Raw genomic sequence first — 20,329 nt, 5'->3', positions numbered from 1 at the left:
CCCGCATAGGCGGGCAGGCGAAGACGCTGATGTGTTTTGAGAAAGGCTAGGATGCCTCGGACATCCGCCGGTTTCTCTCTGCCTTTTCTCGAAGAAAGTTTTTCTCCGCCGCATTTCCTGCGAGTTCAGCGGCCCGATCGTAAACACTGGCTGCGTCTGCCGTGCGGCCGAGCCGCTCTAGGCAATCCGCGCGGGCGGCGTGGTAAGGGGCAAAGGTAGCCAAGGCGCTCCAGGCCTCCTCGTCATCCAGCAGATCGAGGCCATAGGAAGGTCCTTCGGCCATCCCCAGAGCGATCGCCCTGCTGAGGGCCGCTACAGGGGATGGATGACGCTCCAGCAAGGCACCATATAGGCTGGCGATCCTGTGCCAGTCGGTCTCTTCAAAGCGAAGGGACCGGGCATGACAGGCGGCGATTTCCGCCTGTAGGAAATAGCTCCCCGTAGCGCTAAGGCTACGAGCTCTTTCGAGCCCGGCAAGCCCCCTTTGAATGAGCAGTCTATCCCAAAGCGCCCGGTTTTGCTGGGGAAGGGGAATGGATTCACCATCGGGACCGGTCCGCGCGGGAAAGCGGGAGGCCTGGATCTCCATCAGGGCCAGCAGCCCGAGGGCTTCTGGCTCCGTTGGCATCAGGCCGCAAAGAATTCGGCCGAGGCGCATGGCTTCGTGGCAGAGGGGCGGGCGAATGCCGTCTGGGCCTGACGTTGCGGAATATCCTTCGTTGAACATGAGATACAGCACTTCCAGCACCGTCTGAAGCCGGTCGGCGCGTTCGGATCCTTCGGGAACTTCATAGCGGATGTCGGGCTCCGCAAGTCTCCGCTTGGCACGGGTGATGCGCTGGGCGATGGCCGGTTCGGAGGAAAAATAGGCCCGGGCAATTTCGGCAGTGGAAAGGCCGCCGATAAGTCTCAAGGTCAGCGCTGCCCTTTGATCGGGAGGCAAGAGTGGATGCGCCGCGGTAAAGATCAATGTCAGGCGGTCATCGCCGATGTCGTCATCGAGCGCGCGCTCGTAATCATCGTGCAGAGCGATCTCGTCCTGGTTTTGTGCGTGGATGAGGTCCGGCAGGGCGCGCTCCGCCGTCGTTCTCCGCCGATGCAGGTCAATGGCGCGCCGCTTTGCCGCCACCAATAGCCAGCCGGCCGGATTGTCAGGAATACCGGTCTGGGGCCAGCGGGCAAGCGCGGCAGCCAGCGCCTCCTGGGCAAGCTCCTCTGCGAGATCAATCTGACCGGTCGTCCGGACGAGCGCCGCGAGCAGCCGGCTGCGCTCCAGCCTGAAGATCGTTTCAACCGTGCGATATGTGTCTGCGCTATTCATACGCAAGGTTTAGGATGCCCGCGACGGTGCAGTCAAACAGGAGGCGAATCCGGCCCCCGACAAAGGTCAAGGGCCAGATCCGACTGCGATCAGGCGGAGCTGGTGTCCGCTTCACCTGCCATATTCATCCATATCATCTCCCAGATGTAGCCGTCCGGATCCTCGAGCGTGCGGTAATACATGAAGCCATGGTCTTGGGACGGTGTCGGATCGGCACGCCCGTGCGCTGCAGCGCCCGATAAAACGAGCTGGTCGACTTCGGATCGGCTTTCGCAGGTCAATGCCAGCAGCATCTGGCTTTGCTCGCGGGCGTCTCCGACCGGCCGCGAGACAAATTCGGCGTAGCGTTCATAGGTCAGCAACATCACGCCAATGCTGTCCGAAAGCAGCATGCAAGCGGTTCGTTCGTCTGAAAACTGAAGGTTCTGGGTTGCTCCTATCGCGGAATAGAAGGCAATCGACGTTTGCAGGTTCCGGACCGGCAAGTTCAGAAATAACATCCGGGACATGGTTATCTCACTTCTGATCCGCGAGCTTCTGGGCCACACGATCGTGTACGGCAGTGCCCTCAGGTGTCATGACCTCGGCAAAATCCTCCATCGTGATCACCGGTCGGATCTCGATTTCGCTGGGTCCCGGCATAGGGTTGGGGCATCGTTTGACCCATTCCACCGCCTCGTCCATATCGCGCACTTCCCAGATCCAGTAGCCCGCCACAAGTTCACGGGTTTCGGTGAAGGGGCCGTCGAGAACCCTGCGGCTCGCACCGTCAAAGGCGATGCGTTTTCCCAGTTTCGAGGGCTTTAGGCCATCTCCGCCAAGCATGATGCCGGCATTCACCAGTTCCTCGTTGAACCGGCCCATGGCCTCGATCAGTTCCGGGGTTGGCAGGGCACCCGCTTCGCTGTCTTCGGTTGCCTTAACAAATACCACCACACGCATTTCGATCTCCTTTGTTTCCGGGGCGCCGGACTGGCGCATGATGGAAAGACGCGCGATCATCGCCGGATTCGACAGGAGATGCGAAAAAAAATTGCAGAGCAGAGCGAAGCCGGTTTCAGATCGCATCCATCGGTGTGGAACGGGCTTTTTGCTTCTTCCTTGCCTGCAGCAACGGACGGCGGATCAGCCGATAGGCGAGCAAGACGATGAGCAGGCCGATATGGATATACTGTTCGATCCCGAGGACCTTCGTGGCCATGCTGTAATGCAGGGCACCGAGCGCTGCAGCTGGATAGATCAGCCGGTGCAGCACCGCCCATCGGGAGCCGAGCCGACGGATCGACCCGCTGTTTGACGTAACGGCAAGCGGCACCAGGAGAGTCAATGCAGCCATTCCAAAGGTAATGAAAGGGCGCTTCACGATATCGGCGATGATTGCCGATACGACGAGTGCCTGATCCAGCACCGCATAGACCGTGAAATGCATGGCGGCATAGTAGAAGGAGAGGAGACCGAGCGCCCGCCGGTATCGCAAGCCGTTGAAAAGGCCCCAATCCCGCAAGGGCGTTATCGCCAGAGTGAGAATCAGGAACCGGATGGTCCAGAGGCCGAGAAGCCGCTCGAAGGTCTTGACCGGATCGGCGCCGAGCGCACCACTGGCGCCGGCCCAGAAAGTCCAGACCGCCGGCAAAAGGCCAAGACCGTAAAGGGTCCATATGAGCGCCGACTGTTGGCGCTGGGAAAGCTTGAAAGCCATGGTCAAAAATTCGCCGTCAGGTCCATGCCGCTGTAGAGGCTTGCCACGTCCTCGGCATAGCCATTGAAGGGCAGGGTATCGACGCGGCTGGTGCCGAAGAAGCCGCCAGACCCGATCCGACGCTCGGTTGCCTGGCTCCAGCGCGGGTGGTCTACGGCCGGATTCACATTGGCGTAAAAGCCGTATTCCTGCGGAGCGAGCAGGTTCCAGGTGGACGGCGGTTGCTTGTCCGTCAAGGTGATCTTCACGATGGATTTAATTCCCTTGAAGCCGTATTTCCACGGCACGACGAGGCGAATGGGCGCGCCATTCTGGTTGGGGAGGGTTTCACCGTACAGCCCGACGGCCAGAAGGGTGAGGGGGTGCAATGCCTCATCCAGCCGAAGCCCCTCCACATAAGGCCAGGGCAGCGATTGGAAGCCGCCCTTCTGGCCGGGCATTTCTTCTGGCCGCACGATGGTTTCGAAGGCAACATATTTGGCCGAGCCCAGCGGCTCCACGGCCTTCAGCAGGGCGCCAAGCGGGAATCCGTTCCAGGGAATGACCATGCTCCACGCTTCCACACATCGCATGCGATAGATGCGCTCCTCCACCGGGAACGTCTTCAACAGGTCTTCCAGCCCGAAGGTCTTGGGCTTTGCCACCAGGCCACCCACCTCCAAGGTCCAGGGCGAGGGCTTGAAGCTTCCGGAATTGGCCGCCGGATCGGCTTTGTCCAGGCCGAATTCGTAGAAGTTGTTGTAGGTCGTCACGCTCTCCTTCGGCGTCAGCTCCTCATTCACCTTGTAGGGGGAGGGGACGGTCTTCAGGCTGGCGGCATCCGCGCCCGGAGCGAAAGCCATGGCCGCGCCGCCCGCCAGCACGCCCAGTAATTCGCGCCGCTTCAGGTATACAGCCTGCGGCGTGATGTCGAAGGAGGGAATAGAGGGCACCTTGTAGACGGGCATGGGGACATCCTCATGGTTCTGGCGATGCGCCCAGTCATAAGCCGCCTTGGGGGCGAGAAAAGGGGGCGCACGACCACATTTTCGTGTTCATGATTGCTATACGAGGCCGAAGGCGGATTTGTTTCTTCAAACAACGAAAAAATGCCATGCATCGGGCGTACCGGTTTTGCCGGAGGTGATAGTGACAGCCCTTGGCCTTTCCGGTAGGGATTCCACCCAATCCGGCGCCTTGGCCGCAGCCGCACCAGCGCCTATCCCTGAAACATGATCGAGGACAAGAACATGCCTGCCTATCGTTCCAGAACCACGACCCATGGCCGCAACATGGCCGGCGCGCGCGGGCTTTGGCGCGCAACCGGCATGAAGGACAGTGACTTCGGCAAGCCGATCATCGCTGTGGTCAATTCCTTTACCCAGTTCGTGCCGGGACACGTGCATCTGAAGGATCTCGGCCAGCTCGTGGCCCGTGAAATCGAGGCCGCCGGCGGTGTCGCGAAGGAGTTCAACACCATTGCCGTCGATGACGGGATCGCAATGGGTCACGATGGCATGCTCTATTCGCTGCCGTCGCGCGAAATCATTGCCGATAGCGTCGAATATATGGTCAATGCCCACTGCGCCGATGCCATGGTGTGCATTTCCAACTGCGACAAGATCACGCCCGGCATGCTGATGGCAGCGATGCGTCTGAACATTCCGGCCATTTTCGTGTCCGGCGGTCCGATGGAAGCGGGCAAGGTGGTGCTGCATGGAAAGACCCATGCTCTCGACCTCGTCGATGCCATGGTTGCCGCCGCGGACGACAGCGTATCCGATGAGGACGTCAAGGTCATCGAGCGTTCTGCCTGCCCCACCTGCGGCTCCTGCTCCGGCATGTTCACCGCCAATTCGATGAACTGTCTGACGGAAGCGCTCGGGCTCTCCCTGCCCGGTAACGGCTCGACCCTGGCAACCCATGCGGACCGCAAGCAACTCTTCCTGGAAGCGGGCCGCCGCGTGGTCGATCTTGCTCGTCGCTGGTACGAACAGGAGGATGCAAGCGTGCTGCCGCGCTCGATCGCCAGCAAGCAAGCCTTCGAAAACGCCATGGCCCTCGACATTGCCATGGGCGGCTCGACCAATACCGTGCTGCACATCCTGGCCGCTGCGCATGAGGGTGGCGTGGACTTCACGATGGACGACATCGACCGTCTCTCGCGCAAGGTTCCCTGCCTCTCCAAGGTCGCGCCAGCGAAGTCGGACGTGCATATGGAAGACGTGCACCGCGCCGGCGGCATCATGGCCATCCTCGGCGAGCTCGATCGCGCCGGCCTGCTGCACAGCCACCTGCCGACCGTGCATTCCAGCTCGATGCGCGAGGCGCTGGACAACTGGGATATCGCGATCAGCGACAATCCCGCAGCACACAAGCTCTTTTCCGCCGCACCCGGAGGCATTCCCACCCAGGTGGCATTCAGCCAGGATGCTCGCTGGAAGGAACTCGATATCGACCGCGAGAAAGGCGTGATCCGCGATGCCCAACATCCTTTCTCGAAGGATGGCGGCCTTGCGGTGCTGAAGGGTAACCTGGCGATCGACGGATGCATCGTCAAAACCGCGGGTGTGGATGAAAGCATCCTGACCTTCTCGGGCCCCGCCCGGGTCTTCGAAAGCCAGGATGCGTCCGTCAAGGCGATCCTCTCCAACGAGATCAAGGCCGGCGATGTGGTTGTCATTCGCTACGAAGGCCCGAAGGGCGGTCCGGGCATGCAGGAAATGCTCTATCCGACGAGCTACCTGAAGTCGAAAGGCCTCGGAAAAGCCTGCGCCCTCATCACGGATGGCCGCTTCTCCGGAGGCACTTCTGGTCTTTCCATCGGCCACGTCTCGCCGGAAGCTGCCAATGGTGGCCTGATCGGCCTCGTGCGCGACGGTGACATGATCGATATCGACATTCCCAATCGTGGGATCAGCCTGCGCGTTTCCGAAGACGAACTGGCGCGTCGCCGGGCAGAACAGGATGCCAAGGGCTGGCAGCCTGCCGAGGCGCGCAAGCGCGCTGTGTCCACAGCACTCAAAGTCTACGCCGCTTTTGCGACGAGCGCAGACAAGGGTGCGGTTCGCGATCTGAGCCTTTTGAAATAATCACAATGCAGGGCCATTCGAGAGAATGGCCCTTTCTCTTAGTTCCCCGCTTGTCGGCACCCGCCCCCTGAGAGGGCCCTTGCGGTGGAAAGCCTGACGAACCGGCCTTCTCCATGCTTTCGCCCTCTTTTCATCCAAGCTCGGAATGACCATGTTCCGGTCAGACTAAGGAAAGGGAATCAGCATGTTGTTCAAGGGAAGCCGATTTATCAGCCTCGTGCTCGTTGCGTCGCTTCTACCGGCCGTCAGCCTCCGCGCGGAAGACACCAAAACGGTTCCGCAAACCGCTTCGGAAATGCAGCTCTCCTTTGCGCCTCTGGTGAAGCAGACTGCCGGTTCCGTGGTGAATGTCTATGCGGAGCGCGTGGTCGAACGTCGCTCTCCTTTCCTGGACGATCCCTTCTTCGAACAGTTCTTCGGCCAGCGCATGCCGAACCGGACGGAAAAACAGTCGTCTCTTGGTTCGGGTGTCATTGCCACGGCTTCCGGCATGGTCATCACCAACAACCACGTCATCGAGGGCGCTGACGATATCAAGGTGGCGCTTGCGGATGGTCGGGAATACCCCTGCGATCTGGTGATGAAGGATGAACGGGTCGATCTCGCGGTGCTCAAGATCAAGAGCAAGGACACGTTTGCTCCGCTGCCGATCGGAAACTCGGACAAGGTGGAGGTCGGCGATCTGGTCCTCGCCATCGGGAATCCGTTCGGCGTAGGGCAGACTGTGACGTCGGGCATCGTGTCCGCCTTGGCGCGCAATCAGGTCGTGAAATCCGAATTCGGGTTCTTCATCCAGACCGATGCCGCCATCAACCCCGGAAATTCCGGCGGAGCGTTGATGAATATGAGGGGCGAACTCATCGGCATCAACACCGCCATCTTTTCGCGCGGCGGTGGGTCGAATGGCGTCGGTTTCGCCATTCCGGCCAATCTCGTCAAAGCCTTCCTCACGGCGGCAGAACGGGGGGCGAAGAGCTTTGAACGTCCCTATATCGGCGCGACCTTCGAGCCTGTCACCTCGGAAGTTGCGTCCGCGCTCGGCCTTACCCGCGCGCGCGGTGCCCTTGTCGTGAAGGTGGTGGAAGGCGGTCCGGCCGCCAAGGCGGGCCTGAAGCCGGGCGAGGTGATTACGGCCGTCAACGGGATCGCCGTCGAGCATCCGGACGCGCTCGGTTACCGCCTCGCAACGGCGGGCCTCGGCAAGGCGGTAACGCTTGATGTGACCGACAACGGGGAACCGCATCAGACAAAACTCACCCTTGCGGGACCGCCCGAAACCCAGCCGCGCGACCAGCGGCTTCTGAAGGGCGACAATCCTCTGGCGGGCGCCGAGGTGGCCAATCTTTCGCCGCGGCTTGCGGATGAGATGCACTTGCCCAACGAACTGAAGGGCGTCATCGTGACCCAGATCCGTCGTGGTTCCCCAGCGCAGCAGGTGGGCTTCCAACCGAACGATATCATCCTCTCGCTCAATGGCACGGCCATCGACAGCACGGCCACGCTGGAAACCCAGCTCGGGCAAGACGAAGGCTTCTGGCAGGTCGAGGTCAATCGCGGTGGGCAGATTTTCCGGCAGATTTTCCGATGAGCGATCTGTTTTCGCCTCATGTGCCGGAAGAAGTGGCCAACCGCCGGCCGCTTGCGGACCGCCTTCGGCCCGCAACGCTGGCGGAGGTCTCCGGGCAGGAACACCTGAGCGGCCCCGACGGGGTGCTGACACGGATGATCGAAAGCGGCACCTTGGGGTCGATGATTTTCTGGGGGCCGCCTGGCACGGGAAAGACCACGGTCGCGAGGCTTCTGTCAGGTGAGGCGGGGCTCGCATTCGAACAGATTTCCGCAATCTTCTCGGGGGTTGCGGATCTGAAAAAAGTGTTCGAGGCGGCTCGGGCGCGCCGCATGAACGGGCGCCAGACGCTGCTGTTTGTCGACGAGATCCATCGCTTCAATCGCGCTCAACAGGATAGTTTTCTGCCCGTCATGGAAGACGGCACCGTGATCCTGGTGGGGGCCACCACGGAAAACCCGTCCTTCGAGCTTAACGCCGCGTTGCTCTCCCGTGCCCGCGTGCTGACCTTCAAGTCCCATGACGAAGCCAGCATCGAGCAGCTTCTCACCCGCGCGGAAGCCATGGAGGAAAAACCTCTGCCGCTGGATGCGGATGCCCGCGCCGCCCTCATTCGGATGGCCGACGGGGACGGGCGTGCCTCTCTCACGCTGGCCGAGGAAGTCTGGCGTGCGGCCAGACCGGGAGAGATCTTCGATACGGACGGACTGTCCCGCGTCGTGCAACGGCGCGCCCCTGTTTATGACAAGGGACAGGATGGCCACTACAATCTCATCTCCGCACTGCACAAGTCGGTGCGTGGATCGGATCCGGACGCGGCGCTCTATTATTTGTGCCGGATGTTCGATGCCGGCGAGAACCCGCTTTTCATCGGCCGTCGACTGGTGCGGATGGCGGTCGAGGATATCGGCCTCGCGGATCCACAGGCGCTGGTGATCTGCAATGCGGCGAAAGATGCCTATGATTTTCTCGGTTCACCGGAGGGTGAACTGGCCCTGGCACAGGCCTGCGTCTATATCGCGACTGCCCCCAAATCGAACGGCGTCTACACCGCCTACAAGGCGGCGCTTCGAGCAGCGAAGGAGAACGGATCCTTGTTGCCCCCGAAACACATTCTCAACGCGCCCACGAAACTGATGAAGGGCGAAGGTTATGGCGACGGATACCGCTATGACCATGATGAACCCGATGCGTTTTCCGGGCAGGATTATTTCCCGGAGAAGATGGGACGGCGTCAGTTCTACGATCCGCCCGAGCGTGGCTTCGAGCGGGAGATTCGCAAAAGGCTTGACTGGTGGTCCAAGCTGCGTCGGGAACGAAGTGCTAAATAGGATTCAGAACCAGTCGCTTGGCCCCGTTTCCGGAATCGGATTGCAAGAGACTTGAATCGATGCATGAAAAAAGGGCCTCCGTGGATGAAGGCCCTTTCTAAATAGCGCTTCGGCTTAGTAGGTGCGGCGGGTACCGGCTTCGGCCAGTTCTTCGCCGATCGACATCGACTTGAAGAATGGCACAAGCTGCCAGAGGGCGGAAACGCCGACAGCCACGTAGATAAGCGTTGCAAGCGGCTTGTCCTGTCCTCCGGCCAGGGAGGCGACAAGGTCGAAATCTGCCAGTCCGACCAGCAGCCAGTTGAGGCCGCCGATGATGACGAGAAGAAGCGTGATGATATTGAGGCCGCGCATGTCTTGATCTCCTCTGCGGTGGTTGCAGCTGGAGAACACCGCACAAGCGGCCGTTGTTCCGATCCTTAGCCAACAAAAAACCCCGCCGTTTCCGGCGGGGTTCGTTTGTCGATCAGGCCTGCTTATTCAGCCGGCTTCAGCGAAGACAGGATGCCGACGATGGTTTCGCCATATTTGTCCTGCTCGCCCTGGGTGCCCCAGTAGGTGAGCAGCAGCAGCTTTTCCGGGTTCGGCTGAACCAGAGCAACGGCGATCGATACATCACCGGACTCGTCCTTGCCGGACCATTCGAAGTTCTTGACGCTCATGCCGTTGACGGTGGCGTCGGTCACCTTCTGGGTAGCCGGATCGACGGTCACGCCATGGTCCTTCAGGAATGCAAAAATGTCGTCGATTGCCTTGTTGACGTCTTCGCCGCCGGCAACATCGATAGACATGTAGATGGCATCGTCGGGAGACTGTGCCTGAATGCCGCTTTCGGTCTCTTCCGGCTTCCAGTCGTCCGGGATGGTGATGGAAGCCACCGGCTCGTCGCTCGGGAAGTTCAGCGTAGCAGCATGGGAGGCTACCGGCGCAAGTGCGAGAACCAGCGCGGCAAGGAGGGCTTTCTTCATAGGTGTGACCCTTTCAACGGTATGGAATATCGTGGCTGGCATCGCCGGCCGGCGGCACAATATCCCGTGATTTTCGAAATTGAAATAAATCAACCACACATCGCTTCGCTTATTATTGGGCCATAATCAACCGCTGGGCGATCCGGTAGAGGAAAATCGGAAGATCGTGGAATGCGTAGGGTGCGTAGGCCCGCTCCAGACGCTGATGATATTCCCGACCCCAGGGCCCGATATTCACCACCGGAAAGCGAAGCGCATCGGCGGGCGGCTCGTCGATCATGGCCGGATCTGCGGTGTTTTCGGCAACCACCGCGACGGAACCCGCTTCCGGACGATGACCGAAAAAGCTCATGTCCGAGATACCGGTAAAAATGCTGCGATACCGGATGGCCGTTCCGTCGCGCGCCATGTCCTGACGGGCGCCTTCGATGGCCGTCTCGAAGGCCGCCGTTGAGGGCAGGGCGGGATCCGGTTTTGTCGGAGGGTAGTGTAGTCCCGCAATACCGGTAACCACCGCCGGGCCGGAGAGCTTTGCCTCGGCGATCAGGTAAGCGGTCAGCTGGCGGCTCGTCTCCAGCGGGTTTCCAAGCGCGGCGAGCCCCTTCGCCTTTTCCGCAAAACGCTGCGCGGCGTCTTCGCCGCCTTCGGCCAAAGCCCGTGCCTTCAACTCGGCAAAGGTCACGACGAACCCGTCATCGATGAGGGCTCTTTCCCCGCCCGAAAGCGCCCGGAAGGCCTCGGCGTGGCCGGCCAGCGTGGCGGTTGCCCATTCCAGCGCTTCCTTGACGATGCCGTTGAAGCGTTCGAACAAATGTTGCTGGTTCCAGCTGTGAAACAGCCAGTTGAAGCCGAGCCAGACGGCATCGGGCGTCGTGACATCATATCCGCCGCGAAAATCCTTGCCTTCCAGACAGATCGGTGGCGGGGAGATTTCTCCATCGCCCGTATCCGACAGCGCGGGATTGGCCTCGATGCGCCGCAGGATCTCGGCGGCAATCAGGTGGGCGCTGACACCCTCGAACGGATAGCTGGCATGGGAGGGTTGGCCGATCACATAGGCGAAGGGCAGCAGCTTGCCGATGGTTCCACGATAGATCGCCCTGCCTTCCGATCCGTCACCCTGATCGCTGGTCGAATCCAGATTGATCCCGCCGACGATGTCCAACCCCCATTCGCGGGCGAGCCCGGGCAGGGAATCGCGCATCGATCGCATGCCGCGGGAATTGCGTTCTTCGTCGGGCGTGGTGAGAAACAGGATATTGCACGGAAAATCGGGCAGCGCCGCCAGATGTTCCAGCACGGCAAGACCGGCTGCCAGCCCGGATTTCATGTCCAGCAGGCCACGGCCGGGGAGAAAGTCTCCGCTTTCCAGGTCGGCGAGCGCTTTTTCTTCCTGGGGAGAAAGAGGCCTTGAACGAAGATCGGCCAGCAAGGCCTCCAGAAGCGGCTCCGGTTCGGTGGCCAGAGGGGCGAGGTCGCGGTAATTGGCGACAGGTACCGTGTCGTAGTGCCCCGCAAAGGCCAGCGTGCGCCGGGTTCCCGGCCGTCCGCGGAGCAGTGCCGCCAGATTCATCGTTCCATCGTGACTGGGCAGCAATCGGAGATTTTCAGGGTGATCCCGGAAGCACGGCCAATCGGACAGCATGGCGTGCAGGCGGGGTCCGAAGCTTCGCTCGCCTTCCGTCCCCGTTTCGCTCAGCCACCGGGTGAGCGTGAGGGTTATCTCGCGGCAGCGACCCGAAGGATTGAAGGGAAAAGCGGTCATGGTCACTCCCGGAATAGGCAGATGGGTGGGGGCTCCTCGGCGGGAGCCTGCGTTCGGGAGTGAACCTAGCGCTGCAGGTCGCCAGACGAAATGGCAAAATTGCTTCTATCCGATGCGGCTTTCTGTCGATCCCGATGGCTGGATTGGGCAAATGCACACCCTCGTCTAAACCGAACATTGGCGATTGGGCGCTAGGATCATCGTCAACGCAACGCATGGAATGACGAGGATGGCGCTTTCCCGCTTGACCGGTTTCTCTTCGGCTGAAAACTACCGAACCTATCTGACCGGTCTGATCGGCCGCTATGAGGGTTCGAGCGCCGGATTTTACGTCAACGCCCCCTACGATCCGCACCCCACCATCGGCTATGGTTTCAATATCGATGCCTTCACCTTCACGGAAGTGAAAGGCTTGCTGACCTATGCGCTCGGCGGGCTGAGCGCGCTTCAGCAGCAGGGCATGCGGCTGATCGAACGCTACAAGGCCGGTGCCTTCGATGCCTTGAGCTTTCGCGCCATTCTTTCCGGGAACGCCGGAACCGCGGCGGATCAGGCCGCCTTGCAAAGCATTCGCCTTTCATTGACCCAACAGCAGAAATTGCTGGGGGAAATGCTTCTGGGTGCGAACCACATCCTTGCCTCGAGCATCGATGCGCGGCTGACGAAGGCGCTTGGCGCGGACGCCGCGATGGCTGACAGCGTGGAACGCGCGGTCCTGCTCTCCATGTTCTACAATGCCCCGGCCCTGGTCGGAAACGGCGTACGCTACGCCATTCGCAACGATCTTCGGGGCGCTCTCTGGTATGAGATCCGCTACAATCACAAGAACCAGAACGAGGCACGGCGGATCGACGAATCCGACCGGCTCGGCATCGTGGCGAAAGTGCACACCATGCACGATGTCGTTCGCAATCTGCATTTTCTGTTCAACGGCAGGGATCAGACGGGCAAGGATGTCTACAAGACGATGCTGGCACGGGATCTATCCTATGGAATCCCCTCGGCGGAGCGTTTCCCCGTCGAAGCGGCGGTTCTTCTGGCCGAGGTTGCCAAGGCCTACGGCTACAAGGGCACATTGCACACCCTGACGGCAGGCACCGCCGGGGGCGATGTGTTGACGGGCCGGGACGCCCTCGGCGCGACGGGCGTCATCCTGCCGCGCACCAACAAGGCAATCTTCGGAGAGGCGGGCGACGACACCCTGACCGGTGGGGCAGGGGACGATCTGCTGGTCGGCGGCGCAGGCAAGGACCTGATGCAGGGCGGTGCCGGCAATGACGTCTACGTCGTCGAAGGCACCGGAGACCGTGTCGTCGAGCTGGCGCGCAATGGCGTGGATACGATTCAGGTTGCGGGTGGAGGATCCTATCAGATCGACCATATCGAGAAGGTCGTCCTTGGAAACGGGGTCGGTGCAGCCTCCTTCGTCTTTTCCTCGCCGGGCCAGATCGCGGATGCGGCCGGACATAACCTTGTCCTTTCCGGCAACGCATTGGCCAACACGATAGCGGTCCAGTATACCGGCAGCGTGCCCGTCGACATTGCCTTCACCGGCGGCGGCGGCAATGATCGCTTCGTCTTTACCTCAAGTGGCAAGGGCGTGGCCGACCTCTGGTTTACCGATATCGGTGCCGGTGATCGCGTTGATCTCACGGGCCTCGGTATCGATGCGAAGATAGCCAGCGGAACTCTGAACCTGACCGGCGGCTGGGCCCTGCCGAATGGACGTTACCTCGTTTCGGACGATGTCCGGGCCCTATGGACCAGTCTCTCTGCAACCGGCGTGGCAACCAGCAAATCGGGTGCGATAGACAGCTATTTTGGAACCGACAATGACTGGCTGGTGGTCGAGATCGTCGATCACAAGGCAAAACTCATTGCCGAGTTCCATGGCGCGCTCACCGGAGATATGTTTCTGTTCTGACGCCGGAACCTCTCACCGCCCCGTATCCGAGAAACGGGGAGAGAGGAGACGGAGCGCATTGAAGGTCACCAGCACGGTCGCGCCGGTATCGGCGAGGATCGCCGGCCACAGACCCGTGACGCCGAGGATTGTTGTGACAAGAAACACGGCCTTCAACCCGAGCGCAATCGTGATGTTCTGGAAGATGTTGCGCATCGTCGCCCGAGAAAGCTCAACCATGCGCGCTATATCCAGCACCCGTCCATGCAGTACCGCCGCATCGGCCGTTTCGAGCGCCACATCCGTTCCGCCTCCCATGGCGATGCCGATATCTGCTGCCGCAAGCGCCGGAGCATCGTTTATACCGTCGCCGACCTTCGCCACCGTCAGCCCCCGGCGCTTCAATTCGCCGACGATCCGCTGCTTGTCCTCGGGCAGCAGTTGAGCCCGCACATCGTCCATCCCGAGCTGCTGGCCGATGGCCGTTGCCGTTCTACGATTGTCGCCCGTCAACATGACGGTGCGAATACCGAGCGCCTTCAGGGCGTCCAAACCCTGCTTCGCGTCCGCACGTGGCTCATCGCGCATGGCGAGGGCGCCGGCCACCTGATCGCCGATGAGCAATACGGAGACGGTCTTGCCTTCGTCATTCAGTGCACGGATCCGTTCGGACAGGCTATCGGACAGCAAGGCGAGCTCTCCCGCCGCCTGCGGGGAGCCGAGAAACAGGCTTTTTCCCTCCACCTCGGCGCGCACCCCTTTGCCGCCGATGGCCCGCGAACCGGTTGCAACGGCCATGGCAAGCTGCTGCTCCGCCGCCTTTGCCAGAATGGCAACCGCCAGCGGATGGCTGGAGCCTGCCTCAAGGGCAGCTGCCAGCCGGAGAATGTCCTTTTCCGGGCACGTCTCGGCAACGATGTCGGTCACTGCGGGCTTGCCCTCCGTCAGCGTTCCCGTCTTGTCGAGCGCGATCGCATTGATCTGGCGAAAACCCTCGAGAACCGCTCCACCCTTCAAAAGCAGGCCCCGGCGCGCGCCGGCAGACAGGGAGGCAGCGATGGCCGCAGGCGTCGAGATCACAAGGGCGCAGGGGCACCCGATGAGGAGAACGGCCAGACCCTTGTAAATCCATTCACTCCAGGAGGCGCCCGCGAGAAGCGGGGGGAGGATGGCAACGAGCGCGCCGACCAGCAGGACACCCGGCGTATAATACCGCGAGAACCGGTCGATGAACCTTTCGGTCGGGCTCTTGGCTTCCTGCGCTTCCTCGACGAGCTTGACCACCCGGGCAATGGTGTTGTCCGCAGCGGCGGCCGTCACGCGAATGCGCAGCACAGCTTCGCCATTGATGGTGCCGGCGAATACCGCATCGCCGGCTTCCTTATGCAGAGGCGTGCTTTCCCCTGTCACGGGCGCTTCGTTGATGGCGCTTCCGCCCTCCACGATCGTGCCGTCCGCAGGAATGCGGTCGCCGGGGCGCACGACGATCACCGCGCCCACCGTCAGAAGCTCGGCAGGCACTTCCTGTGTGCGGCCGTCCTTTTCCAGAAGAGCGGTTTTCGGCACCAGCTCGGTCAATGCCTGAATGCTGGCACGGGCCCGACCCGCCGCGATCCCTTCCAGCAATTCGCCGACGAGGAAAAGGAAAACGACCGCCGCAGCCTCTTCACTGGCCTGAATCATCACCGCGCCGATTGCGGCAATGGTCATCAGGGTTTCGATGGTGAAAGGAATGCCGGCGCGGGCAGCGGAAAGCGCCCGGCGTGCGATGGGGAGAAGGCCGACCAGCATGGCCACGGTGAAGGCATAGGCATCGATCGGGGGGAAGAGATGGCCGAGCCCATAGGCGAGGGCGAGAGCAAGGCCGCTGGCAATGGTCAGCCGCGCTTTGCCGGATTTCCACCATGGGCCCTCCTGCGGACCGTGGTCATGCCCGTGGAGGCCGGCGGTATCAGCGCTTTGCGTCTCGGCCTTCGCGGTATGGACATGGTCCGGCTCGCCGTGATCATGCGTGCAGGTTTCACCGTGCTGGTGATCATGATCGTGGCCTTCATGCTTCATCTCGGTTTTTAAAGGCTGACCGTTGTCCCGGGCGTGCACGCCATAGCCCAAGTCCTGCACGGCCTTTTCCACGCTGGAGAGCGTCTCGTCATTCCTGTAATGCACGGTCATGGTGCCCGCCGTGGCCGAGACCGCCACATCGGCCACGCCCGGCAGCCTGCGCACCGCCGTATCGATCTTCGCCGCGCAGCTTCCGCAATCCATGCCCTCGATGCGATAACGCTTTTTCGACCAGTCATCCGCCATGATATTCGCTCCTGAATCTTGCCATGATCATGGGGTACATCCTCTAGTCACTAGAGGAGCAAGGCCTTTTTTGCCGGTACGGGCAGATTTTTTCGGGTGGTATCTGCAACCGCGCCCGGAGAAAGCAGGGCATTGCACCACAGGCCGCCGAGGAGGGGATGCATGGCTGCCATTTCGATCAAGGATGCCGCTCGGCGGAGCGGGGTCAAGGTACCGACCATTCGCTATTACGAACAGATTGGCCTACTGGCTGCACCGCGGCGAGATCAGGGCAACCGGCGCGTCTTCGAAGACAGCGATCTCCGGCGTCTGACCTTCATTCGCCATGCAAGGGAACTTGGCTTCGAAGTCGAGGCCATACGCACCCTTCTGGATCTCCAGGATACGCCGGATCGCTCCTGTTCCGAAGCCGACGCCATTGCCCAGGCCCGGTTGGCAGATGTGAACCAGAGGATCAGAAGCCTTCTGGCCCTGAAAGCGGAACTGGAGCTGATGGTGAAAGGCTGCAGTCACGGCCATGTGGCCGAATGCCGGGTGATCGAGGTGCTTGCGGATCACGGCAAGTGCCTTTGCGACCATCACTGACAATGTCTGCCCCCGACGGGGCCGGCAAGCCTGAAGAGACCCTGACCCCACACGCGCCCGGCACCCCCGGCAGCGCGAAGAACCGACGAAGATGGCAATCCCGAAGATGACCCCTTGTTCCCTTCCTCTTTTCACCGGCCTTCGCAGGTTTCGCGCCAAGGTGCTTTCCGTTGCGGCTGTTGCGGCACTCCTGTCGGGATGCGTCGGCAATATGGGGCTCGATGATCTCGCCAACGCGGTTCCCCCGATTCCGCAGAAACTGCTGGCCGACATGTCGAGAAAGGGCATGAAGGCGGAAAGCCCAGTCCTTGTGCGAATCTTCAAGCAGGAAAGCGAACTGGAAATCTGGAAGATGGACCGGACGGGGCGATATGCGCTGCTGAAGACCTATCCCATGTGCCGTTGGTCCGGCAAACTCGGTCCGAAGAAGAAAAGCGGCGACCGCCAGGCGCCGGAAGGGTTTTACCAGGTCTCGGCCGGGATGCTGAACCCGAAGTCGCGTTATTTCCTGTCGTTCAATCTCGGCTATCCCAACCGGCTGGAGGCCGCGCGCGGCTATTCGGGTGAGGCCTTGATGGTTCACGGCGCCTGCTCGTCGTCCGGCTGCTACGCGGTCACGGATCAGGGCATCGGTGAAATCTATGCCGTGGTTGCCAAGGCGCTCTCGTCCGGTCAGGCGGCATTTCAGGTGCAGGCATACCCGTTCCGGATGACTGCGGAAAATCTGGCGCGCTACAAGACGGATGAGAATTTGCCCTTCTGGCGCACGCTGAAGGAAGGCTATGACAGCTTCGCCTTGACCCGCCAGCCGCCCCGTGTGTCGGTTTGCGGCGGCCGCTACATGTTCAACATGACCTATCCGGGCGGCGAGCCCCAGGACCCGTTGGCGGCCTGCCCGCCCGGGCAGAGTCTGGTCGATCCGTCCCTGCAGGCGGGTCTGGAGCGCGAGCGCCAGAAGGTCGAGGCTGCCTTGTCCTCCTCCAGCCAGTCCATGGCCTTGTCCTATATGGACGGCGGCATGCACCCCACCTTCCGTGCCCTGCTGGAGCGGGAAGGACCAAAGGAGCTTGCGGCGCGGATCTCGCGGACCAAATATCCCGTCAGTCGCCCGGAGGCTGCGCTTGCCGATCCATTCCAGCCGCACCGGAAGCCCGCTTCGACCGAGGAGGGAGCCGCGAAGGGGAACTAGCCTGGAGGGGGCTGTAAAAGGCGCACTGATTCCTTGAGCGTTCATTAAGCATGTTGGGCTAAAATCCTCTCTACGTTTGGACGAGGAACAGACCCCATGGCTTCTATCCAGAGAAAAGTCACCGGTGCGAGCGTAGCCATATTTCTCCTCTCGGCTGGCATTACGGGAGTGGGCCTCTGGTCGGTCGATGCGCTCGTTCGGAACGGCGATCATGTCAGCCGATCCTCTGAAATCCTCAGGAACCACATGCAGGCCGACATGATGCATGACGCGCTGAGAGCCGACGTGCTGGCCGCCATATTGGCGGCCGATCCGGCAAACGGCATCTCGGGTGATACGGTTCAGGCCGATCTCGACGAGCATCGCCAGTCCTTCATGGATATGGTGGCAGCGAACCAGAAGCTTGCCGCAGACCCCATTACCCAAAAGGTGCTCGGCGATCTCGATGCTCCCTTGAAAACCTACATCGACAGCGCCTCGGCCATGGTCTCGCTGGCCGGGAAAAACCAGGCGGAAGCCGTGAAGGCTCTGCCGGATTTCCTGGCCCAGTTCTCCAATCTGGAAACGGCAATGGAGCACGCCGGAGACCAGATCAGCCTTGTTTCCGCCGGAACGGTTCAGGAAAACGGCGCTGTTCAGTCCACCATCAACCGCTTGCTGATCGGGCTCTTCGGCGTCGCGGCGCTGTTCTCGCTCTCCCTGGAAATCCTCGTGCGTCGTAACGTAACGCAGCCCATTCTGTCTCTGACGGCCGATATGACGCAATTGGCCAATGGAAATACCGCCATTATGTGTGCCGGCAAGGGTCGGACCGATGAAATCGGGGCCATGGCTTCTTCTGTCGAGATCTTCAGACAGGCGGCTATCGCCAAGCGCACCCTGGAAGAACAGGCCGAGCGGCAGCGTGAAGAGGCCCATCTCACGCGCCTGGCGGCGCAGGAAAAAGCAGAGCAGGAAGCCGCCGAACGCCTCCGGGTCGCAACGGCTGGCCTCGCAAAGGGCCTTCAGCGATTGGCGTCCGCCGACCTCGCCTTCCAGTTGGAAGAGGCTTTTGCGCCTGAATTCGAGGCGTTGCGCCATGATTTCAATTCATCGGTAAAGCAGCTGGGGGACACACTCTCCGCCATTTCCCTCGGTATTGCCGCGATTGACGACGGTGTGCGCGAAATATCTGCAGGCACGCTCGATCTCGCTGCCCGGACCGAGCAACAGGCGGCGTCCCTTGAGCAGACCGTATCTTCACTCGACGCCATTACCGATAACATCAGCAAGTCCAGCCGACGCACCGATGAGGCGAGGGCAGCGGCAACGGATGCGAATTCCGGCGCGTCGCGATCCGTGGGGGTGGTTTCCCGTGCCGAGGAGGCGATGCAGCGCATCGAGGCCGCGTCCCAGCAAATCACAAACATTCTTGGCGTGATCGATGAGATTGCATTCCAGACCAATCTTCTGGCCCTCAACGCCGGCGTCGAGGCCGCCCGTGCAGGCGAGGCCGGAAAAGGATTTGCCGTCGTGGCTCAGGAAGTGCGCGAGCTTGCGCAGCGTTCCGCCCAGGCAGCGAAGGAAATCAAGGGTTTGATCCATAATTCTTCGACCGAGGTGGCAGGCGGTGTAACCCTCGTGCGCGAAACCGGTCTCGCTCTGAAATCCATCGGCGAACATATTGCCGGGATCAACGATCATATGGAGGCGATCGCCACGTCGGCGCGCGAGCAATCCATGGGCATGGGCGAGGTGAACCAGGCGGTGAATGCCATGGACCGAACCACCCAACAAAATGCCGCCATGGTGGAGCAGACGACAGCCGCTTCTGCAGCCCTCTCGCAGGAGGCTTCACGGCTGCGCGATCTCGTCGCCCAGTTCAAACTCTACCCCTCGGGCGCGTACCACCCTCAGGACGGGACCTCCCGCCGCGGCCGAGCCGCCTGACTGCTGCCAGTCTGAGGGCCAGTGTCCTGCAAGGCGTGCGGTGGCAACACCAATGCTCAAGCTGTTGACTCCGGCAAGCGGTTACGGCCTCAGGGCAAATCTCAGCTGGCGCATCTCATCATATTTCGCTGCCCTCTTGAGGATCTGTTCGTTTATGAACAAAGCAATATCTCTGTTGTGCGATAATACAATTTGAGATTGAATTTGGAGGTTTCGCTCTATTTTCTTGCGCGTCTGGTCTAAAGTGTGTCTGGCGGCATCTTTATCCAGACTTTCAAGTGTTATTTTAATTATGATCGAATTCGGTCCAATAGATTCAACGTAAAGTTCTTGCTCGCATTCATGTGTTTCCATTGTCCATAAAATCTTGCTGCCTTCAAATGGCAATGTGAAAAATATGGTGCATGAATTGTTTTTATACTGTTCGCCGATTTCTTGTATGTCGATGCTATGGCCATCCAGCAATTTAATGGGTACCAATCTAAAATCGTCAATAAATGAATATAGGGTCGCAGATCTGTTTTCGATCAGGAGGTAAGATTCGGGCAGGACGCTAATTCGACTAACGATCTCCCGACGTACGCTCATCTTGAAATCGTTGAACAACGTCTTGTCTTGAGCCTGAAAGAGCTGAATCATATTTTTATCCTGAAAATTTGAGATTTTTATACATTTTGAATATGAAGGCATTATT

17 protein-coding genes are annotated in these 20,329 nt (G+C 60.6%); 7 read left to right on the top strand and 10 right to left on the bottom strand.

The genetic code is table 11. The features are described 5' to 3' along the window. Window positions 1-46 precede the first annotated feature (46 nt). The 5 genes from ACT54B_RS12825 to msrP form a co-directional block, all read right to left on the bottom strand. A complete protein-coding gene (locus tag ACT54B_RS12825) occupies window positions 47-1,321 on the bottom strand; it encodes an RNA polymerase sigma factor (RefSeq protein ID WP_476045344.1) in 1,275 nt (424 codons plus the stop codon). Window positions 1,322-1,410: 89 nt separating this feature from the next. Beyond that, complete coding sequence (locus ACT54B_RS12820) at window positions 1,411-1,821, bottom strand: VOC family protein (protein ID WP_476045612.1); 411 nt, start codon at window positions 1,819-1,821, stop codon at window positions 1,411-1,413. A 16-nt stretch (window positions 1,822-1,837) separates the two neighbouring features. Then, entirely contained in the window at window positions 1,838-2,263 is a 426-nt protein-coding gene (locus ACT54B_RS12815) for a YciI family protein (RefSeq protein ID WP_476045610.1), read from the bottom strand. 115 nt (window positions 2,264-2,378) lie between these two features. Next, window positions 2,379-3,020, bottom strand: coding sequence for a protein-methionine-sulfoxide reductase heme-binding subunit MsrQ (gene msrQ / locus ACT54B_RS12810; RefSeq protein WP_476045343.1), 642 nt, complete (start codon window positions 3,018-3,020; stop codon window positions 2,379-2,381). Window positions 3,021-3,022: 2 nt separating this feature from the next. Continuing rightward, on the bottom strand, window positions 3,023-3,967 hold the full coding sequence (gene msrP, locus ACT54B_RS12805) for a protein-methionine-sulfoxide reductase catalytic subunit MsrP (protein ID WP_476045342.1): 945 nt from the start codon (window positions 3,965-3,967) through the stop codon (window positions 3,023-3,025). Window positions 3,968-4,249: 282 nt separating this feature from the next. Between msrP and ilvD the strand changes: the two genes are divergently transcribed. The 3 genes from ilvD to ACT54B_RS12790 all read left to right on the top strand — a co-directional run bounded on the left by ilvD (window position 4,250) and on the right by ACT54B_RS12790 (window position 8,989). Beyond that, a complete protein-coding gene (gene ilvD, locus ACT54B_RS12800; RefSeq protein ID WP_476045340.1) occupies window positions 4,250-6,091 on the top strand; it encodes a dihydroxy-acid dehydratase in 1,842 nt (613 codons plus the stop codon). A 184-nt stretch (window positions 6,092-6,275) separates the two neighbouring features. Further along, window positions 6,276-7,679: a DegQ family serine endoprotease gene (locus tag ACT54B_RS12795; RefSeq protein WP_476045339.1), complete on the top strand. Its 1,404-nt coding sequence runs from the start codon at window positions 6,276-6,278 to the stop codon at window positions 7,677-7,679. Next, window positions 7,676-8,989, top strand: coding sequence for a replication-associated recombination protein A (locus tag ACT54B_RS12790; RefSeq protein WP_476045338.1), 1,314 nt, complete (start codon window positions 7,676-7,678; stop codon window positions 8,987-8,989). The genes ACT54B_RS12795 and ACT54B_RS12790 overlap by 4 nt, the downstream gene beginning before the upstream one ends. Before the next feature lie 114 nt (window positions 8,990-9,103). On the opposite strand, the gene ACT54B_RS12785 is transcribed toward ACT54B_RS12790, so the two are convergent. The 3 genes from ACT54B_RS12785 to ACT54B_RS12775 all read right to left on the bottom strand — a co-directional run bounded on the left by ACT54B_RS12785 (window position 9,104) and on the right by ACT54B_RS12775 (window position 11,722). After that, window positions 9,104-9,343 (bottom strand): DUF378 domain-containing protein, encoded by a 240-nt coding sequence (locus ACT54B_RS12785; protein WP_476045337.1) that lies wholly within the window; start codon window positions 9,341-9,343, stop codon window positions 9,104-9,106. 122 nt (window positions 9,344-9,465) lie between these two features. Next, window positions 9,466-9,957, bottom strand: a complete 492-nt coding sequence (locus ACT54B_RS12780; protein ID WP_476045336.1) for a histidine kinase — start codon at window positions 9,955-9,957, stop codon at window positions 9,466-9,468. Between the two features lie 112 nt (window positions 9,958-10,069). Continuing rightward, a complete protein-coding gene (locus ACT54B_RS12775) occupies window positions 10,070-11,722 on the bottom strand; it encodes a M20/M25/M40 family metallo-hydrolase (RefSeq protein ID WP_476045335.1) in 1,653 nt (550 codons plus the stop codon). Window positions 11,723-11,951: 229 nt separating this feature from the next. On the opposite strand from ACT54B_RS12775, the gene ACT54B_RS12770 reads away from it, so the two are divergent. Then, window positions 11,952-13,646 (top strand): calcium-binding protein, encoded by a 1,695-nt coding sequence (locus ACT54B_RS12770; RefSeq protein WP_476045334.1) that lies wholly within the window; start codon window positions 11,952-11,954, stop codon window positions 13,644-13,646. Between the two features lie 12 nt (window positions 13,647-13,658). Here the strand turns inward: ACT54B_RS12770 and ACT54B_RS12765 are convergent, their stop codons facing one another. Continuing rightward, on the bottom strand, window positions 13,659-15,932 hold the full coding sequence (locus ACT54B_RS12765) for a heavy metal translocating P-type ATPase (RefSeq protein ID WP_476045332.1): 2,274 nt from the start codon (window positions 15,930-15,932) through the stop codon (window positions 13,659-13,661). Between the two features lie 162 nt (window positions 15,933-16,094). On the opposite strand from ACT54B_RS12765, the gene ACT54B_RS12760 reads away from it, so the two are divergent. The 3 genes from ACT54B_RS12760 to ACT54B_RS12750 all read left to right on the top strand — a co-directional run bounded on the left by ACT54B_RS12760 (window position 16,095) and on the right by ACT54B_RS12750 (window position 19,635). Continuing rightward, window positions 16,095-16,517 (top strand): MerR family transcriptional regulator, encoded by a 423-nt coding sequence (locus tag ACT54B_RS12760; protein ID WP_476045330.1) that lies wholly within the window; start codon window positions 16,095-16,097, stop codon window positions 16,515-16,517. 106 nt (window positions 16,518-16,623) lie between these two features. Further along, the gene (locus ACT54B_RS12755) at window positions 16,624-17,706 is read left to right on the top strand and encodes a hypothetical protein (RefSeq protein ID WP_476045328.1); all 1,083 of its coding nucleotides are present in this window, start codon (window positions 16,624-16,626) and stop codon (window positions 17,704-17,706) included. Between the two features lie 96 nt (window positions 17,707-17,802). Beyond that, window positions 17,803-19,635 (top strand): methyl-accepting chemotaxis protein, encoded by a 1,833-nt coding sequence (locus ACT54B_RS12750; RefSeq protein ID WP_476045327.1) that lies wholly within the window; start codon window positions 17,803-17,805, stop codon window positions 19,633-19,635. 81 nt (window positions 19,636-19,716) lie between these two features. Here the strand turns inward: ACT54B_RS12750 and ACT54B_RS12745 are convergent, their stop codons facing one another. Beyond that, window positions 19,717-20,274, bottom strand: coding sequence for a hypothetical protein (locus tag ACT54B_RS12745; protein ID WP_476045326.1), 558 nt, complete (start codon window positions 20,272-20,274; stop codon window positions 19,717-19,719). Window positions 20,275-20,329 lie beyond the last annotated feature (55 nt).

The sequence above is a fragment of the Gellertiella sp. DMC107 genome (assembly GCF_056313605.1).
The sequence above is the reverse complement of the archived record's forward strand: the minus strand, read 5'-3'. Positions and strand labels throughout refer to the sequence as shown.

Bases quoted from the DNA above. Each gene is read 5' to 3' on its own strand.
- ilvD (WP_476045340.1), top strand. From the start codon at position 4,250: ATGCCTGCCTATCGTTCCAGAACCACGACCCATGGCCGCAACATGGCC.
- ACT54B_RS12770 (WP_476045334.1), top strand. From the start codon at position 11,952: ATGGCGCTTTCCCGCTTGACCGGTTTCTCTTCGGCTGAAAACTACCGA.
- ACT54B_RS12785 (WP_476045337.1), bottom strand. From the start codon at position 9,343: ATGCGCGGCCTCAATATCATCACGCTTCTTCTCGTCATCATCGGCGGC.
- ACT54B_RS12765 (WP_476045332.1), bottom strand. From the start codon at position 15,932: ATGGCGGATGACTGGTCGAAAAAGCGTTATCGCATCGAGGGCATGGAT.
- ACT54B_RS12825 (WP_476045344.1), bottom strand. From the start codon at position 1,321: ATGAATAGCGCAGACACATATCGCACGGTTGAAACGATCTTCAGGCTG.
- ACT54B_RS12775 (WP_476045335.1), bottom strand. From the start codon at position 11,722: ATGACCGCTTTTCCCTTCAATCCTTCGGGTCGCTGCCGCGAGATAACC.
- ACT54B_RS12815 (WP_476045610.1), bottom strand. From the start codon at position 2,263: ATGCGTGTGGTGGTATTTGTTAAGGCAACCGAAGACAGCGAAGCGGGT.
- ACT54B_RS12790 (WP_476045338.1), top strand. From the start codon at position 7,676: ATGAGCGATCTGTTTTCGCCTCATGTGCCGGAAGAAGTGGCCAACCGC.
- ACT54B_RS12820 (WP_476045612.1), bottom strand. From the start codon at position 1,821: ATGTTATTTCTGAACTTGCCGGTCCGGAACCTGCAAACGTCGATTGCC.
- ACT54B_RS12795 (WP_476045339.1), top strand. From the start codon at position 6,276: ATGTTGTTCAAGGGAAGCCGATTTATCAGCCTCGTGCTCGTTGCGTCG.
- msrP (WP_476045342.1), bottom strand. From the start codon at position 3,967: ATGCCCGTCTACAAGGTGCCCTCTATTCCCTCCTTCGACATCACGCCG.
- msrQ (WP_476045343.1), bottom strand. From the start codon at position 3,020: ATGGCTTTCAAGCTTTCCCAGCGCCAACAGTCGGCGCTCATATGGACC.
- ACT54B_RS12780 (WP_476045336.1), bottom strand. From the start codon at position 9,957: ATGAAGAAAGCCCTCCTTGCCGCGCTGGTTCTCGCACTTGCGCCGGTA.
- ACT54B_RS12760 (WP_476045330.1), top strand. From the start codon at position 16,095: ATGGCTGCCATTTCGATCAAGGATGCCGCTCGGCGGAGCGGGGTCAAG.
- ACT54B_RS12755 (WP_476045328.1), top strand. From the start codon at position 16,624: ATGACCCCTTGTTCCCTTCCTCTTTTCACCGGCCTTCGCAGGTTTCGC.
- ACT54B_RS12745 (WP_476045326.1), bottom strand. From the start codon at position 20,274: ATGATTCAGCTCTTTCAGGCTCAAGACAAGACGTTGTTCAACGATTTC.
- ACT54B_RS12750 (WP_476045327.1), top strand. From the start codon at position 17,803: ATGGCTTCTATCCAGAGAAAAGTCACCGGTGCGAGCGTAGCCATATTT.